This window comes from Amycolatopsis sp. NPDC033938 (assembly GCF_055575975.1).
In genome coordinates, this window is sequence record NZ_JBVIRO010000001.1 from 194,521 (window position 1) to 213,110 (window position 18,590).

General features: G+C 67.3%; 19 protein-coding genes and 1 tRNA gene. 6 read left to right on the top strand and 14 right to left on the bottom strand.

Annotation, left to right across the window (positions count from 1 at the left end; all coding sequences use genetic code 11):
* Positions 1 to 3 precede the first annotated feature (3 nt).
* The 5 genes from grpE to ACZ5ZX_RS01000 form a co-directional block, all read right to left on the bottom strand.
* The gene (gene grpE, locus ACZ5ZX_RS00980) at positions 4 to 783 is read right to left on the bottom strand and encodes a nucleotide exchange factor GrpE (protein WP_465500048.1); all 780 of its coding nucleotides are present in this window, start codon (positions 781 to 783) and stop codon (positions 4 to 6) included.
* Entirely contained in the window at positions 780 to 2,657 is a 1,878-nt protein-coding gene (dnaK, locus tag ACZ5ZX_RS00985) for a molecular chaperone DnaK (RefSeq protein ID WP_465459832.1), read from the bottom strand. The genes grpE and dnaK overlap by 4 nt, the downstream gene beginning before the upstream one ends.
* Before the next feature lie 166 nt (positions 2,658 to 2,823).
* Positions 2,824 to 4,230, bottom strand: a complete 1,407-nt coding sequence (locus tag ACZ5ZX_RS00990) for an alpha/beta hydrolase (RefSeq protein ID WP_465500049.1) — start codon at positions 4,228 to 4,230, stop codon at positions 2,824 to 2,826.
* The gene (locus ACZ5ZX_RS00995) at positions 4,227 to 4,898 is read right to left on the bottom strand and encodes a DUF4097 family beta strand repeat-containing protein (RefSeq protein WP_465500050.1); all 672 of its coding nucleotides are present in this window, start codon (positions 4,896 to 4,898) and stop codon (positions 4,227 to 4,229) included. The genes ACZ5ZX_RS00990 and ACZ5ZX_RS00995 overlap by 4 nt, the downstream gene beginning before the upstream one ends.
* Positions 4,899 to 4,926: 28 nt before the next feature.
* Positions 4,927 to 5,694, bottom strand: coding sequence for a DUF4097 family beta strand repeat-containing protein (locus ACZ5ZX_RS01000; protein WP_465500051.1), 768 nt, complete (start codon positions 5,692 to 5,694; stop codon positions 4,927 to 4,929).
* A 161-nt stretch (positions 5,695 to 5,855) separates the two neighbouring features.
* Here ACZ5ZX_RS01000 and ACZ5ZX_RS01005 point away from each other — a divergent pair, with 161 nt between their 5' ends.
* Positions 5,856 to 6,395 carry a YbhB/YbcL family Raf kinase inhibitor-like protein gene (locus ACZ5ZX_RS01005; RefSeq protein WP_465500052.1) on the top strand — a complete coding sequence of 180 codons (540 nt, stop codon included), beginning with the start codon at positions 5,856 to 5,858 and terminating at the stop codon, positions 6,393 to 6,395.
* 630 nt (positions 6,396 to 7,025) lie between these two features.
* On the opposite strand, the gene ACZ5ZX_RS01010 is transcribed toward ACZ5ZX_RS01005, so the two are convergent.
* From ACZ5ZX_RS01010 to ACZ5ZX_RS01020, 3 genes are read right to left on the bottom strand one after another with little or no spacing between them, the layout of a single operon-like run.
* Positions 7,026 to 7,460 carry a GNAT family N-acetyltransferase gene (locus tag ACZ5ZX_RS01010; RefSeq protein WP_465500053.1) on the bottom strand — a complete coding sequence of 145 codons (435 nt, stop codon included), beginning with the start codon at positions 7,458 to 7,460 and terminating at the stop codon, positions 7,026 to 7,028.
* Between the two features lie 22 nt (positions 7,461 to 7,482).
* Positions 7,483 to 8,043: a TetR/AcrR family transcriptional regulator gene (locus tag ACZ5ZX_RS01015; protein WP_181775333.1), complete on the bottom strand. Its 561-nt coding sequence runs from the start codon at positions 8,041 to 8,043 to the stop codon at positions 7,483 to 7,485.
* On the bottom strand, positions 8,044 to 8,370 hold the full coding sequence (locus ACZ5ZX_RS01020) for a DMT family transporter (protein ID WP_465500054.1): 327 nt from the start codon (positions 8,368 to 8,370) through the stop codon (positions 8,044 to 8,046).
* A 169-nt stretch (positions 8,371 to 8,539) separates the two neighbouring features.
* Between ACZ5ZX_RS01020 and ACZ5ZX_RS01025 the strand changes: the two genes are divergently transcribed.
* The 3 genes from ACZ5ZX_RS01025 (at position 8,540) to ACZ5ZX_RS01035 (ending at position 12,553) form a co-directional block, all read left to right on the top strand.
* Positions 8,540 to 10,834, top strand: coding sequence for a (Fe-S)-binding protein (locus ACZ5ZX_RS01025; RefSeq protein WP_465500055.1), 2,295 nt, complete (start codon positions 8,540 to 8,542; stop codon positions 10,832 to 10,834).
* Positions 10,835 to 11,026: 192 nt separating this feature from the next.
* Positions 11,027 to 11,527 carry a DUF742 domain-containing protein gene (locus tag ACZ5ZX_RS01030; protein ID WP_465500056.1) on the top strand — a complete coding sequence of 167 codons (501 nt, stop codon included), beginning with the start codon at positions 11,027 to 11,029 and terminating at the stop codon, positions 11,525 to 11,527.
* 30 nt (positions 11,528 to 11,557) lie between these two features.
* Positions 11,558 to 12,553 carry a cation diffusion facilitator family transporter gene (locus ACZ5ZX_RS01035; RefSeq protein ID WP_465500057.1) on the top strand — a complete coding sequence of 332 codons (996 nt, stop codon included), beginning with the start codon at positions 11,558 to 11,560 and terminating at the stop codon, positions 12,551 to 12,553.
* Here the strand turns inward: ACZ5ZX_RS01035 and ACZ5ZX_RS01040 are convergent.
* Positions 12,547 to 13,242 carry a CAP domain-containing protein gene (locus tag ACZ5ZX_RS01040; protein WP_465500994.1) on the bottom strand — a complete coding sequence of 232 codons (696 nt, stop codon included), beginning with the start codon at positions 13,240 to 13,242 and terminating at the stop codon, positions 12,547 to 12,549. The two genes, ACZ5ZX_RS01035 and ACZ5ZX_RS01040, sit on opposite strands and share 7 nt — an antisense overlap.
* Positions 13,243 to 13,363: 121 nt before the next feature.
* On the bottom strand, positions 13,364 to 13,846 hold the full coding sequence (locus tag ACZ5ZX_RS01045) for a MarR family winged helix-turn-helix transcriptional regulator (RefSeq protein ID WP_465500058.1): 483 nt from the start codon (positions 13,844 to 13,846) through the stop codon (positions 13,364 to 13,366).
* A gap of 73 nt (positions 13,847 to 13,919) precedes the next feature.
* On the opposite strand from ACZ5ZX_RS01045, the gene ACZ5ZX_RS01050 reads away from it, so the two are divergent.
* Positions 13,920 to 15,110, top strand: a complete 1,191-nt coding sequence (locus ACZ5ZX_RS01050; RefSeq protein ID WP_465500059.1) for an FAD-dependent oxidoreductase — start codon at positions 13,920 to 13,922, stop codon at positions 15,108 to 15,110.
* On the opposite strand, the gene dcd is transcribed toward ACZ5ZX_RS01050, so the two are convergent.
* Positions 15,107 to 15,688, bottom strand: coding sequence for a dCTP deaminase (gene dcd, locus ACZ5ZX_RS01055; RefSeq protein ID WP_125679521.1), 582 nt, complete (start codon positions 15,686 to 15,688; stop codon positions 15,107 to 15,109). The genes ACZ5ZX_RS01050 and dcd overlap by 4 nt on opposite strands.
* A 13-nt stretch (positions 15,689 to 15,701) precedes the next feature.
* Positions 15,702 to 16,907, bottom strand: a complete 1,206-nt coding sequence (locus tag ACZ5ZX_RS01060) for an oxygenase MpaB family protein (RefSeq protein WP_465500060.1) — start codon at positions 16,905 to 16,907, stop codon at positions 15,702 to 15,704.
* A gap of 111 nt (positions 16,908 to 17,018) precedes the next feature.
* On the opposite strand from ACZ5ZX_RS01060, the gene ACZ5ZX_RS01065 reads away from it, so the two are divergent.
* Positions 17,019 to 17,089 (top strand) — tRNA-Gly (locus ACZ5ZX_RS01065).
* Between the two features lie 94 nt (positions 17,090 to 17,183).
* Here the strand turns inward: ACZ5ZX_RS01065 and ACZ5ZX_RS01070 are convergent.
* Both ACZ5ZX_RS01070 and ACZ5ZX_RS01075 read right to left on the bottom strand, forming a co-directional pair.
* Positions 17,184 to 18,362, bottom strand: a complete 1,179-nt coding sequence (locus ACZ5ZX_RS01070; RefSeq protein ID WP_465500061.1) for a tyrosine-type recombinase/integrase — start codon at positions 18,360 to 18,362, stop codon at positions 17,184 to 17,186.
* Positions 18,363 to 18,364: 2 nt separating this feature from the next.
* Complete coding sequence (locus tag ACZ5ZX_RS01075; RefSeq protein ID WP_005165076.1) at positions 18,365 to 18,583, bottom strand: helix-turn-helix domain-containing protein; 219 nt, start codon at positions 18,581 to 18,583, stop codon at positions 18,365 to 18,367.
* Positions 18,584 to 18,590: the final 7 nt, after the last annotated feature.

Genomic DNA, 18,590 nt, shown 5'->3' on the forward strand with positions numbered 1-18,590 from the left:
CGATCAGCGGTTGTTTTCATCGAAGAGCTCGCCGTCGAGCGGCAGCTCGCCGCCGACGGGCGGATCCACCGGGGTGGCCTGCGCCTCCGGTGCGGATGCGGCCGCGGGGGCCGCGCCCGGCTCGTGGTCGGTGACCCCGACCAGCGCCGCGCGCAGCACACGCTCGCCGAAGCGGTAACCGCGGCGCATGACCGTGGTGACCGTCGGGCCCGCGACATCCGGGGACGTGCTGTGCTGGACGGCCTCGTGCACGCTCGGGTCGAAGGCTTCGCCCTCGGCGCCGAACGGCTCGAGTCCCGAGCGCTGCAGGCTGGCGACCAGCTTCTCGCCGACCGCCTTGAAGGCACCCGTCAGATCGCCGTGCTGCTCCGCGCGCTCGAGGTCGTCGAGCAGCGGGAGCAGGTCACCGACGACCGACGCCTTCGCGCCCGCCACGACCTGCTCGCGGTCACGGTCGACGCGCTTGCGGTAGTTGGCGTACTCCGCCTGGAGACGCTGGAGGTCGGCGGTGCGTTCCGCCAGCTCCTTCTCCAGACCGGTGGCCACCGACACCGAATCGTCCACAATGGAGTCCCCGAGGCCGGGGCCCGCGTGGGTCGCGGGCGACGGCGTGGGTTCCGCGGGCTCCTCGGTGGGCGCGGCGTGCTTCGGGCCATCTTGCGGATCGGCGGCCGGGGCGGCCTGGCGGATCTCACCGGTCAGCGGATCGACCCGGCGACGGTCTCGCACGACCACCGGTTCGTCCGGGCCCCGGCCCTCGGTTTCGTCGTAGCGTTCCGTCACTTCTTGTCCTTCTCGTCCTCTTCGACGATCTCGGCGTCGACGACGTCGTCGGCCTTGGCCTGCGAACCCGCACCGGCACCGGCGGCACCGGTGGCGCCTTCGCCCGCGGCCGCACCGTCGGCGGCGTTGCCCGCCGCGTTGGCGTAGAGCGCGGTGCCGAGTTCCTGCGAAGCGGTGTTCAGCTTCTCGATGGACTCACGGATCTTCGCCGAGTCGGTGCCCTTGAGCGCCTCGTTGGCCTCGTCGATCGCGGTCTTCACCTTGCTCTTGAGGTCGTCGGGCAGCTTGTCCTCGTTGTCCTTGACGAACTTCTCCGTCTGGTAGACGAGGGTCTCCGCCTGGTTGCGGGTCTCCGCCTCCTCGCGGCGCTGCTTGTCCTCTTCGGCGTGTGCCTCGGCGTCCTTGACCATGCGCTCGATGTCGTCCTTCGGCAGCGCGGAGCCGCCGGTGATCGTCATCGACTGCTCCTTGTTCGTGCCGAGGTCCTTCGCGAGGACGTGCACGATGCCGTTGGCGTCGATGTCGAAGGTGACCTCGATCTGCGGCACGCCACGGGGGGCGGGCGGCAGGCCGGTCAGCTCGAACATGCCGAGCTTCTTGTTGTGCGCCGCGATCTCGCGCTCACCCTGGAACACCTGGATCTGCACCGACGGCTGGTTGTCGTCCGCGGTGGAGAAGATCTCCGAACGCTTGGTCGGGATCGTGGTGTTGCGCTCGATGAGCTTGGTGAACACGCCGCCCTTGGTCTCGATGCCCAGCGAAAGCGGGGTCACGTCGAGCAGCAGGACGTCCTTGACCTCACCCTTGAGCACACCGGCCTGCAGCGCGGCGCCGACGGCGACGACCTCGTCCGGGTTCACGCCCTTGTTCGGCTCGCGGCCGCCGGTCAGCTCCTTGACCAGGTCCGACACGGCGGGCATGCGGGTGGAACCACCGACGAGCACGACGTGGTCGATGTCGCCGACCGCGACACCCGCGTCACGGATGACGTTGTTGAACGGCTTGCGGGTGCGCTCGAGCAGGTCCGAGGTGATCTTCTGGAACTCGGCGCGGGAGAGCTGCTCGTCGAGGAACAGCGGGTTCTTGTCCGCGTCCACGGTGATGTACGGCAGGTTGATGCTGGCGGAGTTCGAGCTGGACAGCTCGATCTTCGCCTTCTCCGCCGCCTCGCGGATGCGCTGCAGCGCCATCTTGTCCTTGGTCAGGTCGATACCGTTGGACGATTTGAACTTGTCGACCAGCCAGGTGACGATGCGCTCGTCCCAGTCGTCACCACCGAGGTGGTTGTCACCGGAGGTGGCGCGGACCTCGACGACACCCTCGCCGATCTCCAGCAGCGAGACGTCGAACGTACCGCCACCGAGGTCGAAGACCAGGATGGTCTGTTCCTTCTCGCCCTTGTCCAGGCCGTACGCCAGCGCCGCCGCGGTGGGCTCGTTGACGATGCGGAGCACGTTCAGGCCGGCGATCTGCCCGGCCTCCTTGGTGGCCTGCCGCTGCGCGTCCTCGAAGTAGGCGGGGACGGTGATGACCGCGTCGGTGATGGTCTCGCCCAGGTACGCCTCAGCGTCGCGCTTGAGCTTCATCAGCACGCGGGCGCTGATCTCCTGCGAGGTGTAGGCCTTGCCGTCGATCTCGGTCTTCCAGTCGGTACCGATGTGCCGCTTGACCGACCGGATGGTCCGGTCGACGTTCGTCACGGCCTGGTTCTTCGCCGGCTGGCCGGTCAGCACTTCGCCGTTCTTGGCGAAGGCGACGATGGACGGGGTGGTGCGTGAACCTTCGGAGTTGGCGATGACCGTCGGCTCGCCGCCCTCAAGGACAGCGACGACCGAGTTGGTCGTGCCGAGGTCGATGCCGACCGCTCGCGCCATGGTGTGTTCCTCCTGCTATTCGTGACCTGCACGTTCACCCCCACCTTGAGTGGGCGCTACGCAAGTTCTATCGGGATGGTGCGGTTTCCGTCAAGCCGGACTTGAGCCGACTGCACTCAACCTTTGTACCCGGCTCAACGAGCGACCAGGGCGTCTTGTTCCCGGCTCACCGGCAGACCGTGCCCGGAGCGGGTGTGACCCCGCTCACCAGGTATTTCACCTCTTCGACACGCACGCAGGCCGAGTTGAGCAGCCCCGTGTGCCCGTATCCGGCGTCGACCAGCAACGTCGAGTTCTCGATGTTCCGCGCGAGCCCCTTCGCCCACACCAGCGGCGTCGCCGGGTCGTGTTCGCCGCCGACCACGAGGATCGGCGCCGCGCCCCGCACGTGCTGTGGCCGCGGCAGGTACGCCGACGCCACCGGCCAGCCCGCGCAGCCGCTCGCCATGTCCCAGAACTCGGAGTAGCGCCAGCTGTGCGGCGCGAGGGCCTTCACCAGTCCCTGCATCGCCTTCATGTCGGCGTAGGAGGTGAAGGGCGAGCCGAAGTCGTGGCAGCCGATCGCACGATACGCGCCGTACGAGGGGTCCAGCTGCGAGTAGGGCAGCAGCCCGTCCGCGTTCCCCGCCCTCGCGGCTTCGACCGCCTTCGCCAAGTCCGGCCAGAACATCGGCAGGATGATCGAGCCGTACAGGCCGGCCGCCATCTCCTCGGCGGTCACGTTCCGCCCGAGTTGCTTCGACGGGACACCGCCGGGCGTGCGCATGAGGGCGTCGTAGGTCGCGATGACGTCCTTGCCGCGAAGCACGCACTCCTGCGACGTCGTACACCACTTCGCGAAGTCGTTCAGCGCGCCTTCGGTCGCGATGGCCTCGTCGAGGACCGCCTGCCGCGTCGGCCGGGAGTGGTCGACGGCCCCGTCGAGCACCATCGCCCGGATCCGCTTCGGGTACTTCTCCGCGTAGACAGCGCCGAGTTCGGAACCGTAGGAGACGCCGAGCCAGTTCACCTTCGGCTCACCGAGGGCGATCCGGATCGACTCGATGTCGTCGGCGGCACTCCAGGTGTCCACATGGGACAAACCCGGTCCTGTCCTCTTGAGACAGTCCTGGCCGGAAGAACGGTTGTGCGCGATGAGCTTTTCGTAGTCCGCACGGCTCTTCGGGAACCGGCTGACCGCGGGGTCGTGCAGATCCGGACCACAGGTGATCGCGGGCTCGCTCTCCCCGACACCACGCGGATCGAAGCCGATGATGTCGAACCGCTGCCGCGCCTCGGCCATTTCCGGTTTGTCCAGCGCGAAACCACGGCCGCCGTACTTGAGCACGGTGACCCCGGAGCCGCCCGGCCCGCCCGGATTCGTCAGCAGCGAGCCGACGCGGCGAGCGGGATCGGTCGCGGGCAGTTTCGCCAGCGCGATCGAGAAGCCGCCGCCCACCTGGAGGCTCGCGCATTCCAACGTCGGCGCGTACTCGGTCGCGCAGGGCTTCCAGTCGATCCCGGGCGCGGCGGACGCGGGCAGCGCGGAAAGCGGCAGCAGGGTCAGCGCCGTGAGCGCGGCGAGCGTCTTCATGCGGTCTTCACCGTGACCTTGCCGGTGCCCGCGGTGAGGTCCAGGACGTTCGGTGACGCCTGGTCCTGCCGTACGCCGCCGGTCTCGACGCCGCCGACCTCCGACTTCGCGCGGACCTGGTACGCGCCGTCCGGGACGGTGACGGTGATCTTGCCGACCTCGGCGTTCGCGGTGACCGCGCCGGGTTTGGCGAGCCCGACCTCGATGTCGCCGGTGCCGGTGCGCAGTTTCACCGGACCGGAAGAGCTCTGGACCTTGAGATCCCCGACGTCACCGTGGAGGTCGACCGAGGCGGCGCGGGTGAGTGTGATCTTGCCGGTGCCGATCCCACCGGAGATCGCCAGTTCACGCGGGACCACGACCTCGTAGTCCACGCCGCACTGGCTACAGCCGCCGAGTACCAGCGTGCCGTTCTCGACGCTGTGGGTCTTGCCGGGATGACGTCCGGTATAGGTCACTTCGCGGCGCAGCGAGACCGGTGCGCCGTCCTCGACCCGGAGCGTGACGCCGCCGACCGGGACGTCGACCCGGATCGCGGTGATCTGCTCGGTGACGGGTGTGCCGTCGCTCAGTGTCTCGCGGTTTTCGCTTGTGCAGCCGACGATCCCGAAGGCCGTCAGCGCGCCGAGTGCGAGCGCGCCGAGGACGCGCTTCTCCGTGTTGCCCATGAGAAAGTGTTTCCCCCGATAAAGTCCGTCAGGCCGCGTTGACCTTGACGCTTCCGCTGTCGGTGTTGAGATCGAGCTTGTGCGGGGCCGAACCGGACTGGTTCACGCCGATGTCGCGGTGACCGCTGTCGGTGGTGCCAATGACGTTGTAGTCGCCCGAGGGCACGGTGACCTCGATCGAACCGCTGTCGCTCCGCGCCGTGACGTCGGCGCCCTTGATCAGTTCGAGTTCGATGCGGCCGCTGTTGGCACGCGCTTCGACGTTGCCACCGAGCCGTTCCCCCTTGATGGCGCCGGAACTCGCGTGGACGTGGACGTCCTGCCCGATGTTCTTGAGTTCGACCCGCCCGGAATCGGCCTTGACCTTCACCGTGCCGGGGACGTCGCGGACCTCGACGCGCCCGGAATCGACCGCTATGTCCACAGTGGACATCCCGGCGATCTCCACCGCGCCCGAGTCGACCTTTCCGGTGACCGGGATACCCGCCGGGACGACCACGTCGTAGTCGACCTCGCAGCTGGTGCCACAGCCGGCGAGGACCAGGACGTCGCCGTCCATGCGGTAAGCGTCGCCGGGCTTGTTCCAGCGGTACGAAAACTCCTGGTGGACCTTCGCCGGACCGGAACCCGTGGTGATCTTCACGGCGCCCTCGTCATTCTCGACGCGGACACTCTTGATCGGCTGGGTCAGCTCGGCGGTCGCCTCCGCGTCGGACGGCCACCACCAGCCGAGGCCGGTGAGGACACCGACGCCGATCAAGGCGATGCCTCCGATTGCGAGGAGTGGGCGCGCCATGGTCTTGAGTCCCTCCAGAGCAGGTTTTCGTGTGCCTCGACGCTAAGGGCCACGCGGCGGGATGGACATAGGGGTAACCCCCGGATTCGTCCCTGATCCCGCGCCGGGGTCCTCGGGGTCATAACCTGGCGGGGTCATCGGTTCCACGATCAGGAGGACGCATGCCGCAGGCACCCGATCCGTACGACTTCCTGCCCGATCTGCCTGCCTTCACCTTGAGCAGCACCGACATCGAGGAAGGCGGCTTCCTGCCGACGCCGCAGCTGTCCGGGATCTTCGGCGCGGGCGGCGAGGACCGCTCCCCGCAGCTGTCCTGGGAGGGCTTCCCCGCGGAGACCAAGAGTTTCGCCGTGACCTGCTACGACCCGGACGCCCCGACGGCGAGCGGATTCTGGCACTGGGCGGTGTTCGACATCCCCGCCTCGGTGACAGCGCTCGCGGCGAACGCGGGCGACGAAGCCGGGTCCGGCCTGCCGAAGGGCGCCATCACCCTGAAGGGGGACGGCGGCGTTAAGCAGTTCCTCGGGGCCGCCCCGCCGCCCGGGCACGGACCGCACCGGTACATCTTCGCGGTGCACGCTGTCGACGTCGAGAAGCTGGAAGTCGGCGAAGACGCTACGCCGGCTTTCCTGGGCTTCAATCTCTTCAGCCACGCGATCGCGCGGGCGACCCTGACGGCCCTGCACGAGAACAAGGGCTGAGTCGGCTGCCCGTGTCCCGGCAAAGTCGGGATAGGGTGATTCTGGACGCTGGCCTCTGACAGGCCCCGGGCGGGGAAGATTCCGGACGTTCGACGTCCGGAATCTTCCCCCGTCGTCCGCGTCGGCCTCCAGGTTGCCGAGATCGACACACCCCGATCAGGATCCTCCCGCTCCTGACTGTCCATAAGGGACACTTCGCGCGACCGTAACGCCCGTTTTGGCTGTTTTCGCACGGATTCGCGAGGGGAGTCGTGAGTGTTAATGAGCGTTCTGGCCAAGGGTGTTTTAGGTACCTACGGCGGGTGAGTCCGGTGACGGCCGGGCCAGGAAGGACCCCTTCCCTCGGCTCAGCCGAGGAAACTCGACCTTCACACCTTCCCCAGTACATGATGGCCTCCTTCCTTGCGCCTAGCGCAAGGAAGGAGGCCATCATGCACCTCACGCCAGCAAGTCCGCAGGACACGGGTAGGCACCTAAGAGAGGGTTCGCTCTAACCCGAATCGCCACTCACGAGCCACTACAGAACCGGGCATAGAGACATCAACCGAACACCGGGCGCCAGGACATGTCCCTTGTGGATACTGACGCCCGGTCGGCGTCCCAGGATCAGGCCTTCACCAACATCGAGCGCTAGACCCGTCCGCCGGGCCGGGCCCGCTCCATGTACTGGCCGTCCGCCGGATCCCCGAAGCCGAACGGGCGGTACAGCTCGTGCGCGTCGGCGGTGTGCAGCATCCACCGGAACTCCGCGCCCGGCCCGTTGTCGATCATCTCCCGCACCAGCTCCTTGCCGAGCCCGGCGCCGCGCGCGTCCTCGACGACGAAGACGTCCGCGAGGTACGCACTGCCGATGGTGTCCGAGAACGCCCGCGCGAAGCCGACTAGACGGCCTGTCGAAGTCTCGTACGCGCCCACGACGCGCCATGCGTTCCTGACGACCTTTTCGATCATCTCCCGGTCACGCCACTTACCCCAGTAAGCGCCGGTGGAGAGGAACTTCCACACCGCTTCGAGGTCCACCCGCGCCGGGTCGTCGTCCAGTTCGTAAGCACCGACAGTCCGCATGATCCGAAAGTTACCCGGCTGGTCAACGGGGTTTCAGCAGGTAATCCACCACCGGCCGCAGCTCCTCCGCGGACGGCGGCTCGTCGTCGATGAGGCCCTGGATCAGCAGCCCGTCGATACCGGCGAGGAACACCCGGAACGCGACCTCGTCGTCGTGCCGGACCATCGAGGTCAGCACGTCCAGCCAGCGCCGCGCGGCGGGCCGCAGTTCGGGTTTCCGCGCGGCCAGCAGGTACAGCTCGTACTCCGCCATCGTCCGGCCCCGCCGCGGGCCCAGCGCCTGGGCGAGCAGCCCGGCGACCTCTTCCGCGCCGCGACTGCCGCGCGAGCGGGCCCTGTCGATCATCCAGTAGACCTCGGTCGCCATATCCCGCGCGCACGAGATGAGGGTCGCGATCAGCAGGTCGTCGAGGCTGGAGAAGTGATACGTCGTCGAAGCGGTCGGCACACCCGCCTCGGTGGCGACCGTCCGATGCGTGACCCCGGCGACGCCGTCCCGCTCGATCACCCGCAGTGCGGCCGCGATGATCTCCTCGCGTCGCTTCTCGCCCCGCGCCTTCCGGCCGTCGACCTGGATCTTCACTTAGTGCGCGCTCCCTGCCTCGATCAACACGACGCCGCCGATCACCAGTGCCAGCCCGCTGAGCACCGCGAGGTTGACCGGCTCCTTGAAGAAGACCATGCCGACGGCCGCCACCAGCGCGACACCGGCCGCGGCCCAGATCGCGTAAGCGACGCTCACCGGCACGCCGGCCTTCAGAACGTACGCGAGGGCGACGAACGCGATGGCGTATCCGGCCACCACGGCGATCGACGGGCCCACCTTGCTGAAGCCCTCGGAGAGTTTCAACGACACCGTCGCGGATACCTCAGCGGCGATGGCCAAAGCGAGAAGAAGGTACGCACCCATATGACAAAAACTACCTGGACGATCGTCTTAAAACAAAGAGAGGTGTACACCACATCGGTGGGACTTGGGCGCGGTCAGTGGGTTACCCATCAGTAAGAAGCATTAGTCTGCCCGCACCACACTCTGTCCACCCACCACATGGCTTCACTCGGACGAAAGGCACCCGACGATGGGCGCTGTACAGCTGACGCTCGGCGGGATCGCGGTCCTGCTCGGCGTCGTCGCCTGGGGAATGTTCTTCGCGACCATCGCCCGCTTCGTGCGGGTGATCCGCCTCGGTCAGCCGGACTCGACCCGCAACGGCCCGTTCGTGCCGCGGATGAAGACCTTGATCAAGGAATTCGCCGCGCACACCCGCATGAACAAGGTCAAGAGCGTCGGCCCGGCGCACTGGCTGGTCATGTGGGGCTTCCTGATCGGGTCGCTCGCCCTGTTCGAGGCGTACGGCGAGGTGTTCGTCCCCACCTGGGGCTGGCCCATCCTCGACGACTGGTCGGTCTTCCAGCTGCTCATGGAGCTGCTCGGGGTCGGCACCATCGTCGGCATCCTGGTGCTGATCTGGGTCCGCCAGAAGAACCACCCGCGCCGCGCCGACCGGCAGTCCCGCTTCCAGGGCTCCAACTTCAAGTGGGCGTACTTCATCGAAGCCGTCGTGCTCATCGAGGGCATCGGCATCATCGGCGTCCGCGCCGCGAAGTCCGCGCTGAACGTCCACGAGACCCCGGTCTGGGCCGCGTTCGTCTCGCACCCGATCGGCGAGCTGCTGCCCGCCAGCCCGAACCTGGTGTCGGTGTTCGCGTTCGTCAAGCTGATGAGCGCGACCATCTGGCTGTTCGTCATCGCGCGCACGATGACGATGGGCATCGCCTGGCACCGCTTCAGCGCCTTCTTCAACATCTACTTCAAGCGCGAGGCCGACGGCGGCGTCGCGCTGGGCGCGCTCAAGCCGATGATGAGCAACGGCAAGGTGCTCGACCTCGAAGAGGCAGACCCGGACGAGGACACCTTCGGCGTCGGCAAGATCGAGGACTTCAGCTGGAAGGGCTGGCTCGACTTCTCCACCTGTACCGAATGCGGCCGCTGCCAGTCGCAGTGCCCGGCGTGGAACACCGGTAAGCCGCTTTCGCCGAAGCTGCTCATCACGCAGCTTCGCGACCACGCCTACGCGAAGGCGCCGTACCTGCTCGCGGGCGGCAAGCGCGACATGGCCGGTGACGAGATCGGCTTGTCGGGCGACGACATGTACGCGGGCATCGACGTCCTCGCCATCGCGGAGTCCCAGAAGGCCCTCATCGGCGACGACGGCGGTGTCATCGACCCCGACGTGCTGTGGTCCTGCACCTCCTGCGGCGCCTGCGTCGAACAGTGCCCGGTGGACATCGAGCACGTCGACCACATCGTCGACATGCGCCGCTACCAGGTGATGATCGAGTCCTCGTTCCCCAGCGAGCTCAACGGGATGTTCAAGAACCTGGAGAACAAGGGCAACCCGTGGGGCCAGAACGCCAAGGACCGGCTCGCCTGGACCGAGGACCTGGAGTTCGAGGTGCCGGTGTTCGACGGCGACCTCGGCGACACCGAGTACCTCTTCTGGGTCGGCTGTGCCGGCGCGTTCGAGGACCGCGCGAAGAAGACCACGCGCGCTGTCGCGGAACTGCTGCACATCGCGGGCGTGAAGTACACCGTGCTCGGCTCCGAGGAGTCCTGCACGGGTGACCCGGCCCGCCGCGCGGGTAACGAGTTCCTGTTCCAGATGCTCGCGCAGCAGAACGTCGAGATCCTGAACTCGGTGTTCGAGGGCCGCGAACGCAAGGAGCGCAAGGTGGTCGTCACCTGTGCCCACTGCTTCAACACGCTCGCGAACGAGTACCCGGAACTGGGCGGCCAGTTCGACGTCGTGCACCACACGCAGCTGCTCAACCGTCTCGTGCGGGAGAAGCACCTGACCCCGGTGGCGCCGGTCGCCGAGGACGTCACCTACCACGACCCCTGCTACCTGGGCCGCCACAACAAGGTCTACGACGCTCCGCGTGAACTCGTCGGCGCTTCGGGCGCGCAGCTGCGGGAGATGCCGCGACACGGCGACCGCTCGATGTGCTGTGGTGCGGGCGGCGCGCGGATGTGGATGGAAGAGAAGATCGGCAAGCGGATCAACGTCGAACGCGTGGACGAGGCGCTCGGCACCGCACCGTCGAAGATCGCGACCGGCTGCCCGTTCTGCCGCGTGATGCTGACCGACGGCGTCACCGCGCGCCAGAGCGACGGCCAGGCGAGCGAGAAGGTCGAGGTCGTCGACGTCGCCCAGCTCCTGCTGACCGCGGTCAAGCGGAAGCCGGAGCCGCAGCTGGTCCCGGCCGGAGCCCCTTCGCTCGACGGCGTCTCGGATGCCGAACTCGACGGTGAGGCCGACGTGCCCACCGACGAAAAGGCCACCGGTACGCCACTTCCCGAGGAAGACAAGTAGCACGTCCATGTCGGAGGGGGCATTCTCTCGCACATAATGCGAGAGAATGTCCTCTCCTGTTTTATCCGGGCCAGACCATTCCGTTCCCTTACCCGTTCGGCGGTACACGGCGGCGATAAGCTGGCGTTTCCTCGTTGCCGTTGTCGTCCGCGAGGTTCCTTTCGGCGGCACAGAAATGGGGCGAGGAAATCAATGGGCAACCGTCACGAACTCCGGCCGGGCAAGGAACATCGGCTCGCGATGCCGGGCTCGTCGACACCTCGTCCGCCGTCCCGCGCCGCACTCGCCCGGATGGACCAGGAGGCCACCATTCCGAGCATCCCGGCCGCCCGGCGACCCCCACGGCAGCAGCGGCAACGCACGCGCGTCCGCCCGTACGTCCGCACGGGCGGCCGCACCCAGTCGAAGCGCAACTTCGCCATCGAAGCGATGATTTCCGTCCGTAACGACGCGCCATGGAACGCCCCGGGGTTCAGCGTCGAATTCCATTCGGTCCGCTCGCTGTGCCACCGGCCGACTTCGGTCGCCGAAGTGGCCGCATCACTAAGAGTTCCGCTCGGCGTTGCAAAGGTCCTTTTGGGTGATATGGCCGAACTCGGTTTGGTCACCGTTCATGAAACGCAGGCTGAATTCGACGGTCATCCGGCACTCGCCTTGATGGAACGTGTACTGCAGGGTCTCCGTCGCCTGTGAGATCGGCCCGGTCGCACTACGCTACGCAAGGTGAGTGAAGAACCCGGTGGCGAAAGCACCCTGACCGTAGTGCTCGCGGGCGGGGTCAACCTCGCCATCGCGGTGCTGAAACTGATCGCCGGGATCATCACCGGCTCCGGCGCGATGCTCTCGGAAGCCGCGCACTCGGTGGCCGACACGATCACCGAAGTCCTCCTGCTGACCGCGCTGAAACGCTCGGACCGGCCGGCCGACCGCGTCCATCCGTTCGGCTACGGCAAAGAGCGGTACTTCTGGTCGTTGCTCGCGGCGGTGTCGATCTTCGCCTCCGGCGCGATGTTCGCGCTCTACGAAGGCTTCTCGACGGTGTTCGGCGAAGAGACCGAGCAGACCGACCCGATCGTCGGCTACATCGTGCTCGCGATCGCCTTCGTGCTCGAATCGGTCTCGTGGGTCCAAGCCGTGCGACAGGTGCGGCGCGACGCCGCCGAAGCGAGCCAGAAGCTCTCGGTCTACCTGCGGATGATCGACGACCCGGCGCCGAAGACCGTCCTGTTCGAGGACTCGGCCGCGCTGATCGGCCTGCTGCTCGCGTTCGCCGGGATCGGCCTGCACCAGCTCACCGGTTCCCACGTCTGGGACGGGGCGGCGTCGATCGCGATCGGTGTGCTGCTGGCGCTCGTCGCCTACGTGCTCGGGCGCACCAACCGCGGGCTGCTGATCGGCAGGCAGGCGGATCCGAGGCTGGTGCGCGGCCTGCGGGACCACCTGGTGGCCGCGCCCGAGATCGAGGCCGTCGTCGACCTGCAGACCATGCTCATGGGCACCGACCAGGTCCTCGTCTGCGCCCGCGTCGACTTCGACGACGCGCTGGGCGCGGCGGACGTCGAACACGCCTGCGTCCGGCTGGCCACCGAGCTGACGACGGAGTTCGGCGACGTCACCGAGGTGTTCATCGAACCGGTCCCGCGCACGGATCCCGAGCTGCGCGCGGCGGTACTGGCCCGCTACGGCGACATCGCCGAACGATGGGACAAGGGTCAGTAACCGAAGTCCTGCGTCCAGTACATGCCCTTGGTGTTCACGCCGACGCCGATCTTCTTCAGCTTGCAGTTGAGGATGTTCGCGCGGTGGCCGTCGGAGTTCATCCACGCGTCCATCACCTTCGCGGCCGTCGACTGGCCCTTGGCGATGTTCTCGGCACCGGGCTTGTCGTAGCCGGCGGCCCGGATGCGCTGATCGAATGTGACGCCTTCCGGCGTGTTGTGCGAGAAGTAGTTCCGGGCGGACATGTCGTCACTGTGGCCCTGCGCCGCGGCGGCGAGATGCGACTCGTTGCTCACCGGCGAACAACCCGCGTCGGCACGCTCGGCGTTGACGAGATCGACGACCTGGGCGGCGAGCGAACTGTCCTGCGAGCGAGGCGGTTCCGGAGCCTTGCTGGGAGTCGGCTTCGGCGTCTCGGAAGGCTGAGCGGGCGGCTCGGCCGGAGCCGGGGAAGAGCTGGGCGGGGCGGCGGAGGAGGACCTGGGGGCTTCCGAAGACGACGTCGGAGCGGACGTACCGGGCGCGGGTCCGCCCGGCGCCGGAGCGGACGTCTGACCGAAGTAGGCGGGAGGCTTCGCGAGGGCGTCGCCGGGTTTGCCCTTGGTGTCGGGCACACTCAAAGACAGGTTACTCAGCGCAGTGCCCTGGAACCGATCGGTCACCATCAGGTAACTCGCGCTGGCGATCACCCCGCCCAACAAGACGCTGAGCGTGACCAAAAGTAACCGGCTTCGTGTTCTATTGGGGGACACGGGGCCGAAAACTATCACGAACTGGTTACGGCAATACCCCCGAAAGTAGTAATACCGGTCAGCGGTGGCGCCCGGCGCACTGTCCTTCAGTGATCCGTTGTGTGGACTCGCTCGTAATCGTCGCGGCGTCGGCCAGGAACCGGAGCACCGTCTCGAGCTCACCGTCCGTGTACTTCTCGCAGGCCGCTCGAACCGACTTCACCAGGTGATCCCACAACGGGGCGACGTCGGCGATCCGCGCCTCGTCGATCTCGATGAGTACCTTGCGTCGATCGTCGGGGTGCGGCTTCCGCACGACGACACCCTTGCTTTCGAGCCTGTCGACGAGCGCGGTGATCGACGCCGGCGCGAGCCCCGAGAGCCGCGCAAGCGCTTTCGGTGTCTGCGGGCCGAGGCGGGCCAGGTAGTCGGTCACCTTGCTTTCGACCGCCGAAAGCCCGCGCTGCTCCGCGATCGCCGTGTGGAACATGACCGTCTCCGTCGACAGCGCCCGCGAGCCGTTGAGGATCCGCTCGACCAGTTCCGCCCGCTCACTTGACACGCCGTTCAGCCTAGCGGAGTCTTTAGTTCGATAGAACGAATTAGTTTCTAAGAGATTCGATGGGGTGAACTACATGGCGAAGGTACTGATCGCCGGCGGGGGTATCGCGGGCACGATCACGGCGATCGCACTGCACGAAACGGGCCACGAGCCGGTGATCCACGAGGCGTACGAGAGGACAGCGGAAGGAGTCGGCGCGTTCCTGACCCTCGCGGTCAACGGACTCGACGCGTTGGCCCCACTGGGCCTGAAAGACCTGGTCAAAGACCTCGGCTTCGCTACGCCGCGGATCAAGATGCACCTGGGGAACGGACGCGAAATCGCCGACCTCCCCCTGGGCGGACCGCTGGAGGACGGCACCGTGAGCCAGACCGTGCTGCGCTCCGACCTGTACATCGGCCTACGCGACGAAGCCGTCAGACGCGGCATCGAGGTCCACTACGGCAAACGTTTGGCTGACGCGCGAGAGACCGGCGACGGCGTCCGCGCGACGTTCGAAGACGGCACGTTCTCCGAGGGTGACCTGCTGGTCGGGGCGGACGGGCTTCGCTCACGGACCCGGCGGCTCATCGACCCGCAAGCCCCGGCGCCGCGCTACGTGCCGCTGCTGAACACCGGCGGACTGGCCGAGGGCCCGCGGCTCGACGACGAACCCGGCGTCATGCACATGACCTTCGGCAAGCGGTTGTTCTTCGCGCACGTCGTCCATCCGGATGGCGGCGTCTGGTGGTTCGCGAACGTCCCCCGGCAGCAGGAGCCGTCCCAATCCGACCTCGCGGGAATGACCGGCGACGCCTGGCGGGAGGACCTGATCCGGCGACTCGCGGTGGACCGGACCCCCGCCGTCGAGATCGTGCGCGCGACGCGGGAGATCTACCGGCCGTGGGCGACGTACGACTTCCCGAGCGTGCCGACCTGGCGAACGGACCGGATGGTGATCATCGGCGACGCCGCCCACGCGACCTCACCGGCGGCGGGTCAGGGCGCCGCGATGGCCATCGAGGACGCCGTCACGCTGGCGCGATGCCTGCGTGACGTGCCCACGATCCCGAAGGCGCTCGCCACCTACGAAGGACTACGACGCGAGCGTGTCGAAGCCGTCGTCGAGCGCGGTAAGCGCAACGGCGACGCGAAAGCGGTCGGCCCCGTCGGACGGGTGATCCGGGACTTCTTCATCAAGCGAGCGTTCAAGAACCCACCGAAGGAGGATCCGAACGCCTTCATGTGGCAGCACCGGATCGAGTGGGAAGCCCCCGCCGCTTAGCGCCAGGTGTCCACGCGGTGGAAGTTCTTGTACGCGCGGCTCGGGGTCGGCCCCCGCTGCCCCTGGTAGCGCGAGCCGGCCTCGTTCGAGCCGTACGGGAACTCCGCGGCGCTGGACAGGCGGAAAATGCAGAGCTGGCCGATCTTCATCCCAGGCCAAAGCGTGATCGGCAGGTTCGCCACGTTCGACAGTTCGAGGGTGATGTGACCCGAGAAGCCCGGGTCGATGAAGCCCGCGGTGGAGTGGGTGAGCAGGCCGAGGCGGCCGAGGGAGGACTTGCCCTCCAGGCGCCCGGCGAGGTCGTCGGCGAGCGTGACGGTCTCGTACGTCGACCCCAGCACGAACTCGCCGGGGTGGAGGACGAAGGGGTCTTCGCCTTCCTTCTCGACCAGCGACGTCAGCTCGTCCTGCTGGAGCTGCGGGTCGATGTGCGTGTACTTGCTGTTGTCGAACACGCGGAAGTAGCGGTCGAGGCGCACGTCGATGCTCGACGGCTGGACCATCGTCGGGTCGAACGGGTCGACACCGAGACGGCCGGCGTCGAGCTCTTTACGGAGGTCACGGTCGCTGAGGAGCACCCGGTCAGCGTAGTCAAGCTGCCTTCATGTGCCTGCCGTAGGTCGGGTCGAGCCGGAAGACCTTGGCGACCTGCCGCAGATAATGGCGTCGACCGGCGGCGCCGAGGCGCTCCTGCAGCGCCGTCGCCCCCGGCACCAGCCGCCGGACGGTCTCGGCGGCGAAGTTGACGCCCGCCACCGCGACCACGGCCGCCTGCGCGATCGGATCGTCGGGCAGCTCCAGGAAGTCGGCGTTGGTCTTGCCCAGCAGCAGCCTGCTGATCGAGCCGTGCGCCGCGACCGACACATGCGACAGAACCTTGCCGACCGCGCCCCGGCCCTCGCCGATCGCGGCGTGGGACTTCATGAGCGCCCTGGCGAGCCGCTTCGAGTCGTCGTCGGGAATGAACTCGGTGGTGGCGAGCAGCCACAGCAGACGCCACGCGTCGTCCTCGCCCGCGGGCAGGAGCTCCTCATCGACGCCCATCAACCAGCCGACGTAGCGCCAAAGATGCAGGATGTCGGCGCGCTCGCGGGCGCTGTAGCGGAGCCCGAGCAGTTGCGTGCCGAAGACGTAGACGAGCGAGAAGAGCAGAAGTGTGCCCGCGGTCTGGACCTGATTGACCGGCTTGTCCCAAGCGGCGTAATCCCAGTCCTCGCGGCGATTCATGGCCGCACGGACATGTGCGTGCACGATCCGCACCCGCAACGCGGACTCGTACCCGCGCCCACCCGGCACGAGCGCGCCCGGCGTGGTCACGTCGATCCACCACGTCGCCGTCTCGACGAGCCTCCGCGCCGCCTTGTACTCGATCTCGCCGGTGCCGACGAGCGACTTCGTGGCACGCGAGGCGAGGTAGCCGCCCATCAACGAGACGTCGCCCAGCGGAAAGAGACCGAGCAACCCGGCGCGCGTGACCGCCCGCGCTCCGCGGTCCAGCCTGTCCGGGTCGACCCAGTACGGCGTCGCCTCGACGTTGCGGAAGAACGCTTCGACCTCCTTCGGCGGATCCTCGACACTGTCGATGCCCTGCCGCAGCGCCTGTTCGAACTGTCCTTGTGCGCCTTTTCGCAGCAATGGCACCAGCACGTCGGCCGCCGGATCCTCCCGCTGCGCGAAGCGCCGCAACCGGGCCACCTGGCGCTCGTCACCCCTGATGTCACCCTCGATGAACAGCCTCGACGCGACCCGGAACCCGCCTTGGCGGAACAGCTCGGGGTCGGGCAGCCTCTCGTCCATCCGGCTCACCTCCGACGTAGACAACAAGTGTTGTCACTTGACGGCGGCGACGTCAAGATGGGGTGGGGCTTGGCAAGGGGAGATCCGGACCATGTATGCTGACCGGGCACTGCGGATGTAGTTCAATGGTAGAACATCAGCTTCCCAAGCTGAATACGCGGGTTCGATTCCCGTCATCCGCTCTCACGCGAAAGCCCCAGGTCAGTGGATGTCCACTGTGGACCTGGGGCTTTCGCTTTGTCCGGCCGATCTTCCGGCTGGGCCATTAACGGGCCATTAGCCGACCGGGACCGGTTGGCCGCTCAGTCCGTCGTCATCGTCATCCGCCTTGCCCGTCCGGTGCTGGTCGACGAGCTTCGAGAGCCGATCAGCGATCCGTTCGTCGGCGTCGCTGGTCGCCCGCTGGTAGATCAGCGCCGCCCGCATGTCGTCGTGGCCCATCCGCGCCATGAGGTCTTTGGTCGACGTGCCCGCCTTCGACGCCCAGATGTTCCCCGCGTGCCGGAGGTCATGGAAGTGCAGGCCCTTGAGCCCCATCTTCGCCACGACCTCCGTCCACTTCGTCCGCTGACTGAAGTTCGGCCGACGCACCGGGTTGCCCGCACGCTCACCGGTGAACAGCAGCGCGTCGTGATCCGGCTTCACGAACGCGTCGAGGTGCTTCACCACGTCACGCCGAATCGCCGCCGGAACGATCAGCGTCCGCACTCCTGCCCGCGACTTCGGCGGACCGACGATCAGCCCACGCCCAGGGACCTCGACCAGCGCCCGCGAAATCCGGACCCAGCTCCCGTCCTCCGCGACGTCACACCGTCGCAGTGCCGACACCTCGCCCCAGCGGAGCGACGCGAACGCGGCCAGCAAAACGAGCGCCCGGAACCGCTCCGGCATCCGCCCGGCCAGATCGAATACCTGCGGAACGGTCAAAATCGGCCGCTCCGCCGGGTTCTCCCTGTCGGCACCCCGCACCCGGCACGGGTTGCGCTGCAAGATCTTGTCTTCATCGACCGCCGTGGTCAGGATCGCCCGCAGCAGCCTGTACGCCTTGGCAGTGACTGACTCCGACACTCCGGCCGCCAACCGATCCGCACGCCATTGCCGAACGATCGCCGTCGACAACTTGCCCAGTTCGACGCCGCCGAGATCCGCTTTGATGTGCTTCCGCAGAAGCCACCGGTACAACTCGACCGTGCGCGGACGCAGGCCGGGCCGCTGTGTAATCCACTGGTCTGCGTAGTGCCCAAGCGTGACTTTCGCTCGCTCGGGGTCGATCCACTCGCCTTTGATGATCTGCGTTTCGGTCACCGACAACCACTGTTCGGCCGCGCGCTTGCTGGCGAACATGGTGGGAGCGTTCCGCATCTGGCCGTCCGGCCCCGGATAACGTGCCTGCCACTTCCCCGATGCACGTTGCCGGACGTTGCCGAAACCCCGGTGTCCTCGTTTGTTCGCCATGGTCAGGCCGCCCTTCCGAGGTCCCGGATCACCGAAGCCCGCGTGATCGGCTCGACCCGACCGGCCTGGATGAACTCCTCAAGATCAGCGATGGCGAATCGCACGTGTACGCCGACCTTGTGGAACGCCACGCGCCGCTCCGCGATGAGCCGCCGCACGAACCGGACGCGCGTGTTCAGGTACTCGGCTGCTTCTTCGACTGTCAGGTAGTTCTTTCCCACGTTCGCC

Excerpts from the sequence above, each read along its gene's own strand:
- ACZ5ZX_RS01025 (WP_465500055.1), top strand. The coding sequence starts at position 8,540 with ATGGGCGCTGTACAGCTGACGCTCGGCGGGATCGCGGTCCTGCTCGGC.
- ACZ5ZX_RS01020 (WP_465500054.1), bottom strand. The coding sequence starts at position 8,370 with ATGGGTGCGTACCTTCTTCTCGCTTTGGCCATCGCCGCTGAGGTATCC.
- dnaK (WP_465459832.1), bottom strand. The coding sequence starts at position 2,657 with ATGGCGCGAGCGGTCGGCATCGACCTCGGCACGACCAACTCGGTCGTC.
- ACZ5ZX_RS01005 (WP_465500052.1), top strand. The coding sequence starts at position 5,856 with ATGCCGCAGGCACCCGATCCGTACGACTTCCTGCCCGATCTGCCTGCC.
- ACZ5ZX_RS01060 (WP_465500060.1), bottom strand. The coding sequence starts at position 16,907 with ATGGACGAGAGGCTGCCCGACCCCGAGCTGTTCCGCCAAGGCGGGTTC.
- ACZ5ZX_RS01010 (WP_465500053.1), bottom strand. The coding sequence starts at position 7,460 with ATGCGGACTGTCGGTGCTTACGAACTGGACGACGACCCGGCGCGGGTG.
- ACZ5ZX_RS01070 (WP_465500061.1), bottom strand. The coding sequence starts at position 18,362 with ATGGCGAACAAACGAGGACACCGGGGTTTCGGCAACGTCCGGCAACGT.
- ACZ5ZX_RS00995 (WP_465500050.1), bottom strand. The coding sequence starts at position 4,898 with ATGGGCAACACGGAGAAGCGCGTCCTCGGCGCGCTCGCACTCGGCGCG.
- ACZ5ZX_RS01050 (WP_465500059.1), top strand. The coding sequence starts at position 13,920 with ATGGCGAAGGTACTGATCGCCGGCGGGGGTATCGCGGGCACGATCACG.
- ACZ5ZX_RS00990 (WP_465500049.1), bottom strand. The coding sequence starts at position 4,230 with ATGAAGACGCTCGCCGCGCTCACGGCGCTGACCCTGCTGCCGCTTTCC.
- ACZ5ZX_RS01030 (WP_465500056.1), top strand. The coding sequence starts at position 11,027 with ATGGGCAACCGTCACGAACTCCGGCCGGGCAAGGAACATCGGCTCGCG.
- ACZ5ZX_RS01000 (WP_465500051.1), bottom strand. The coding sequence starts at position 5,694 with ATGGCGCGCCCACTCCTCGCAATCGGAGGCATCGCCTTGATCGGCGTC.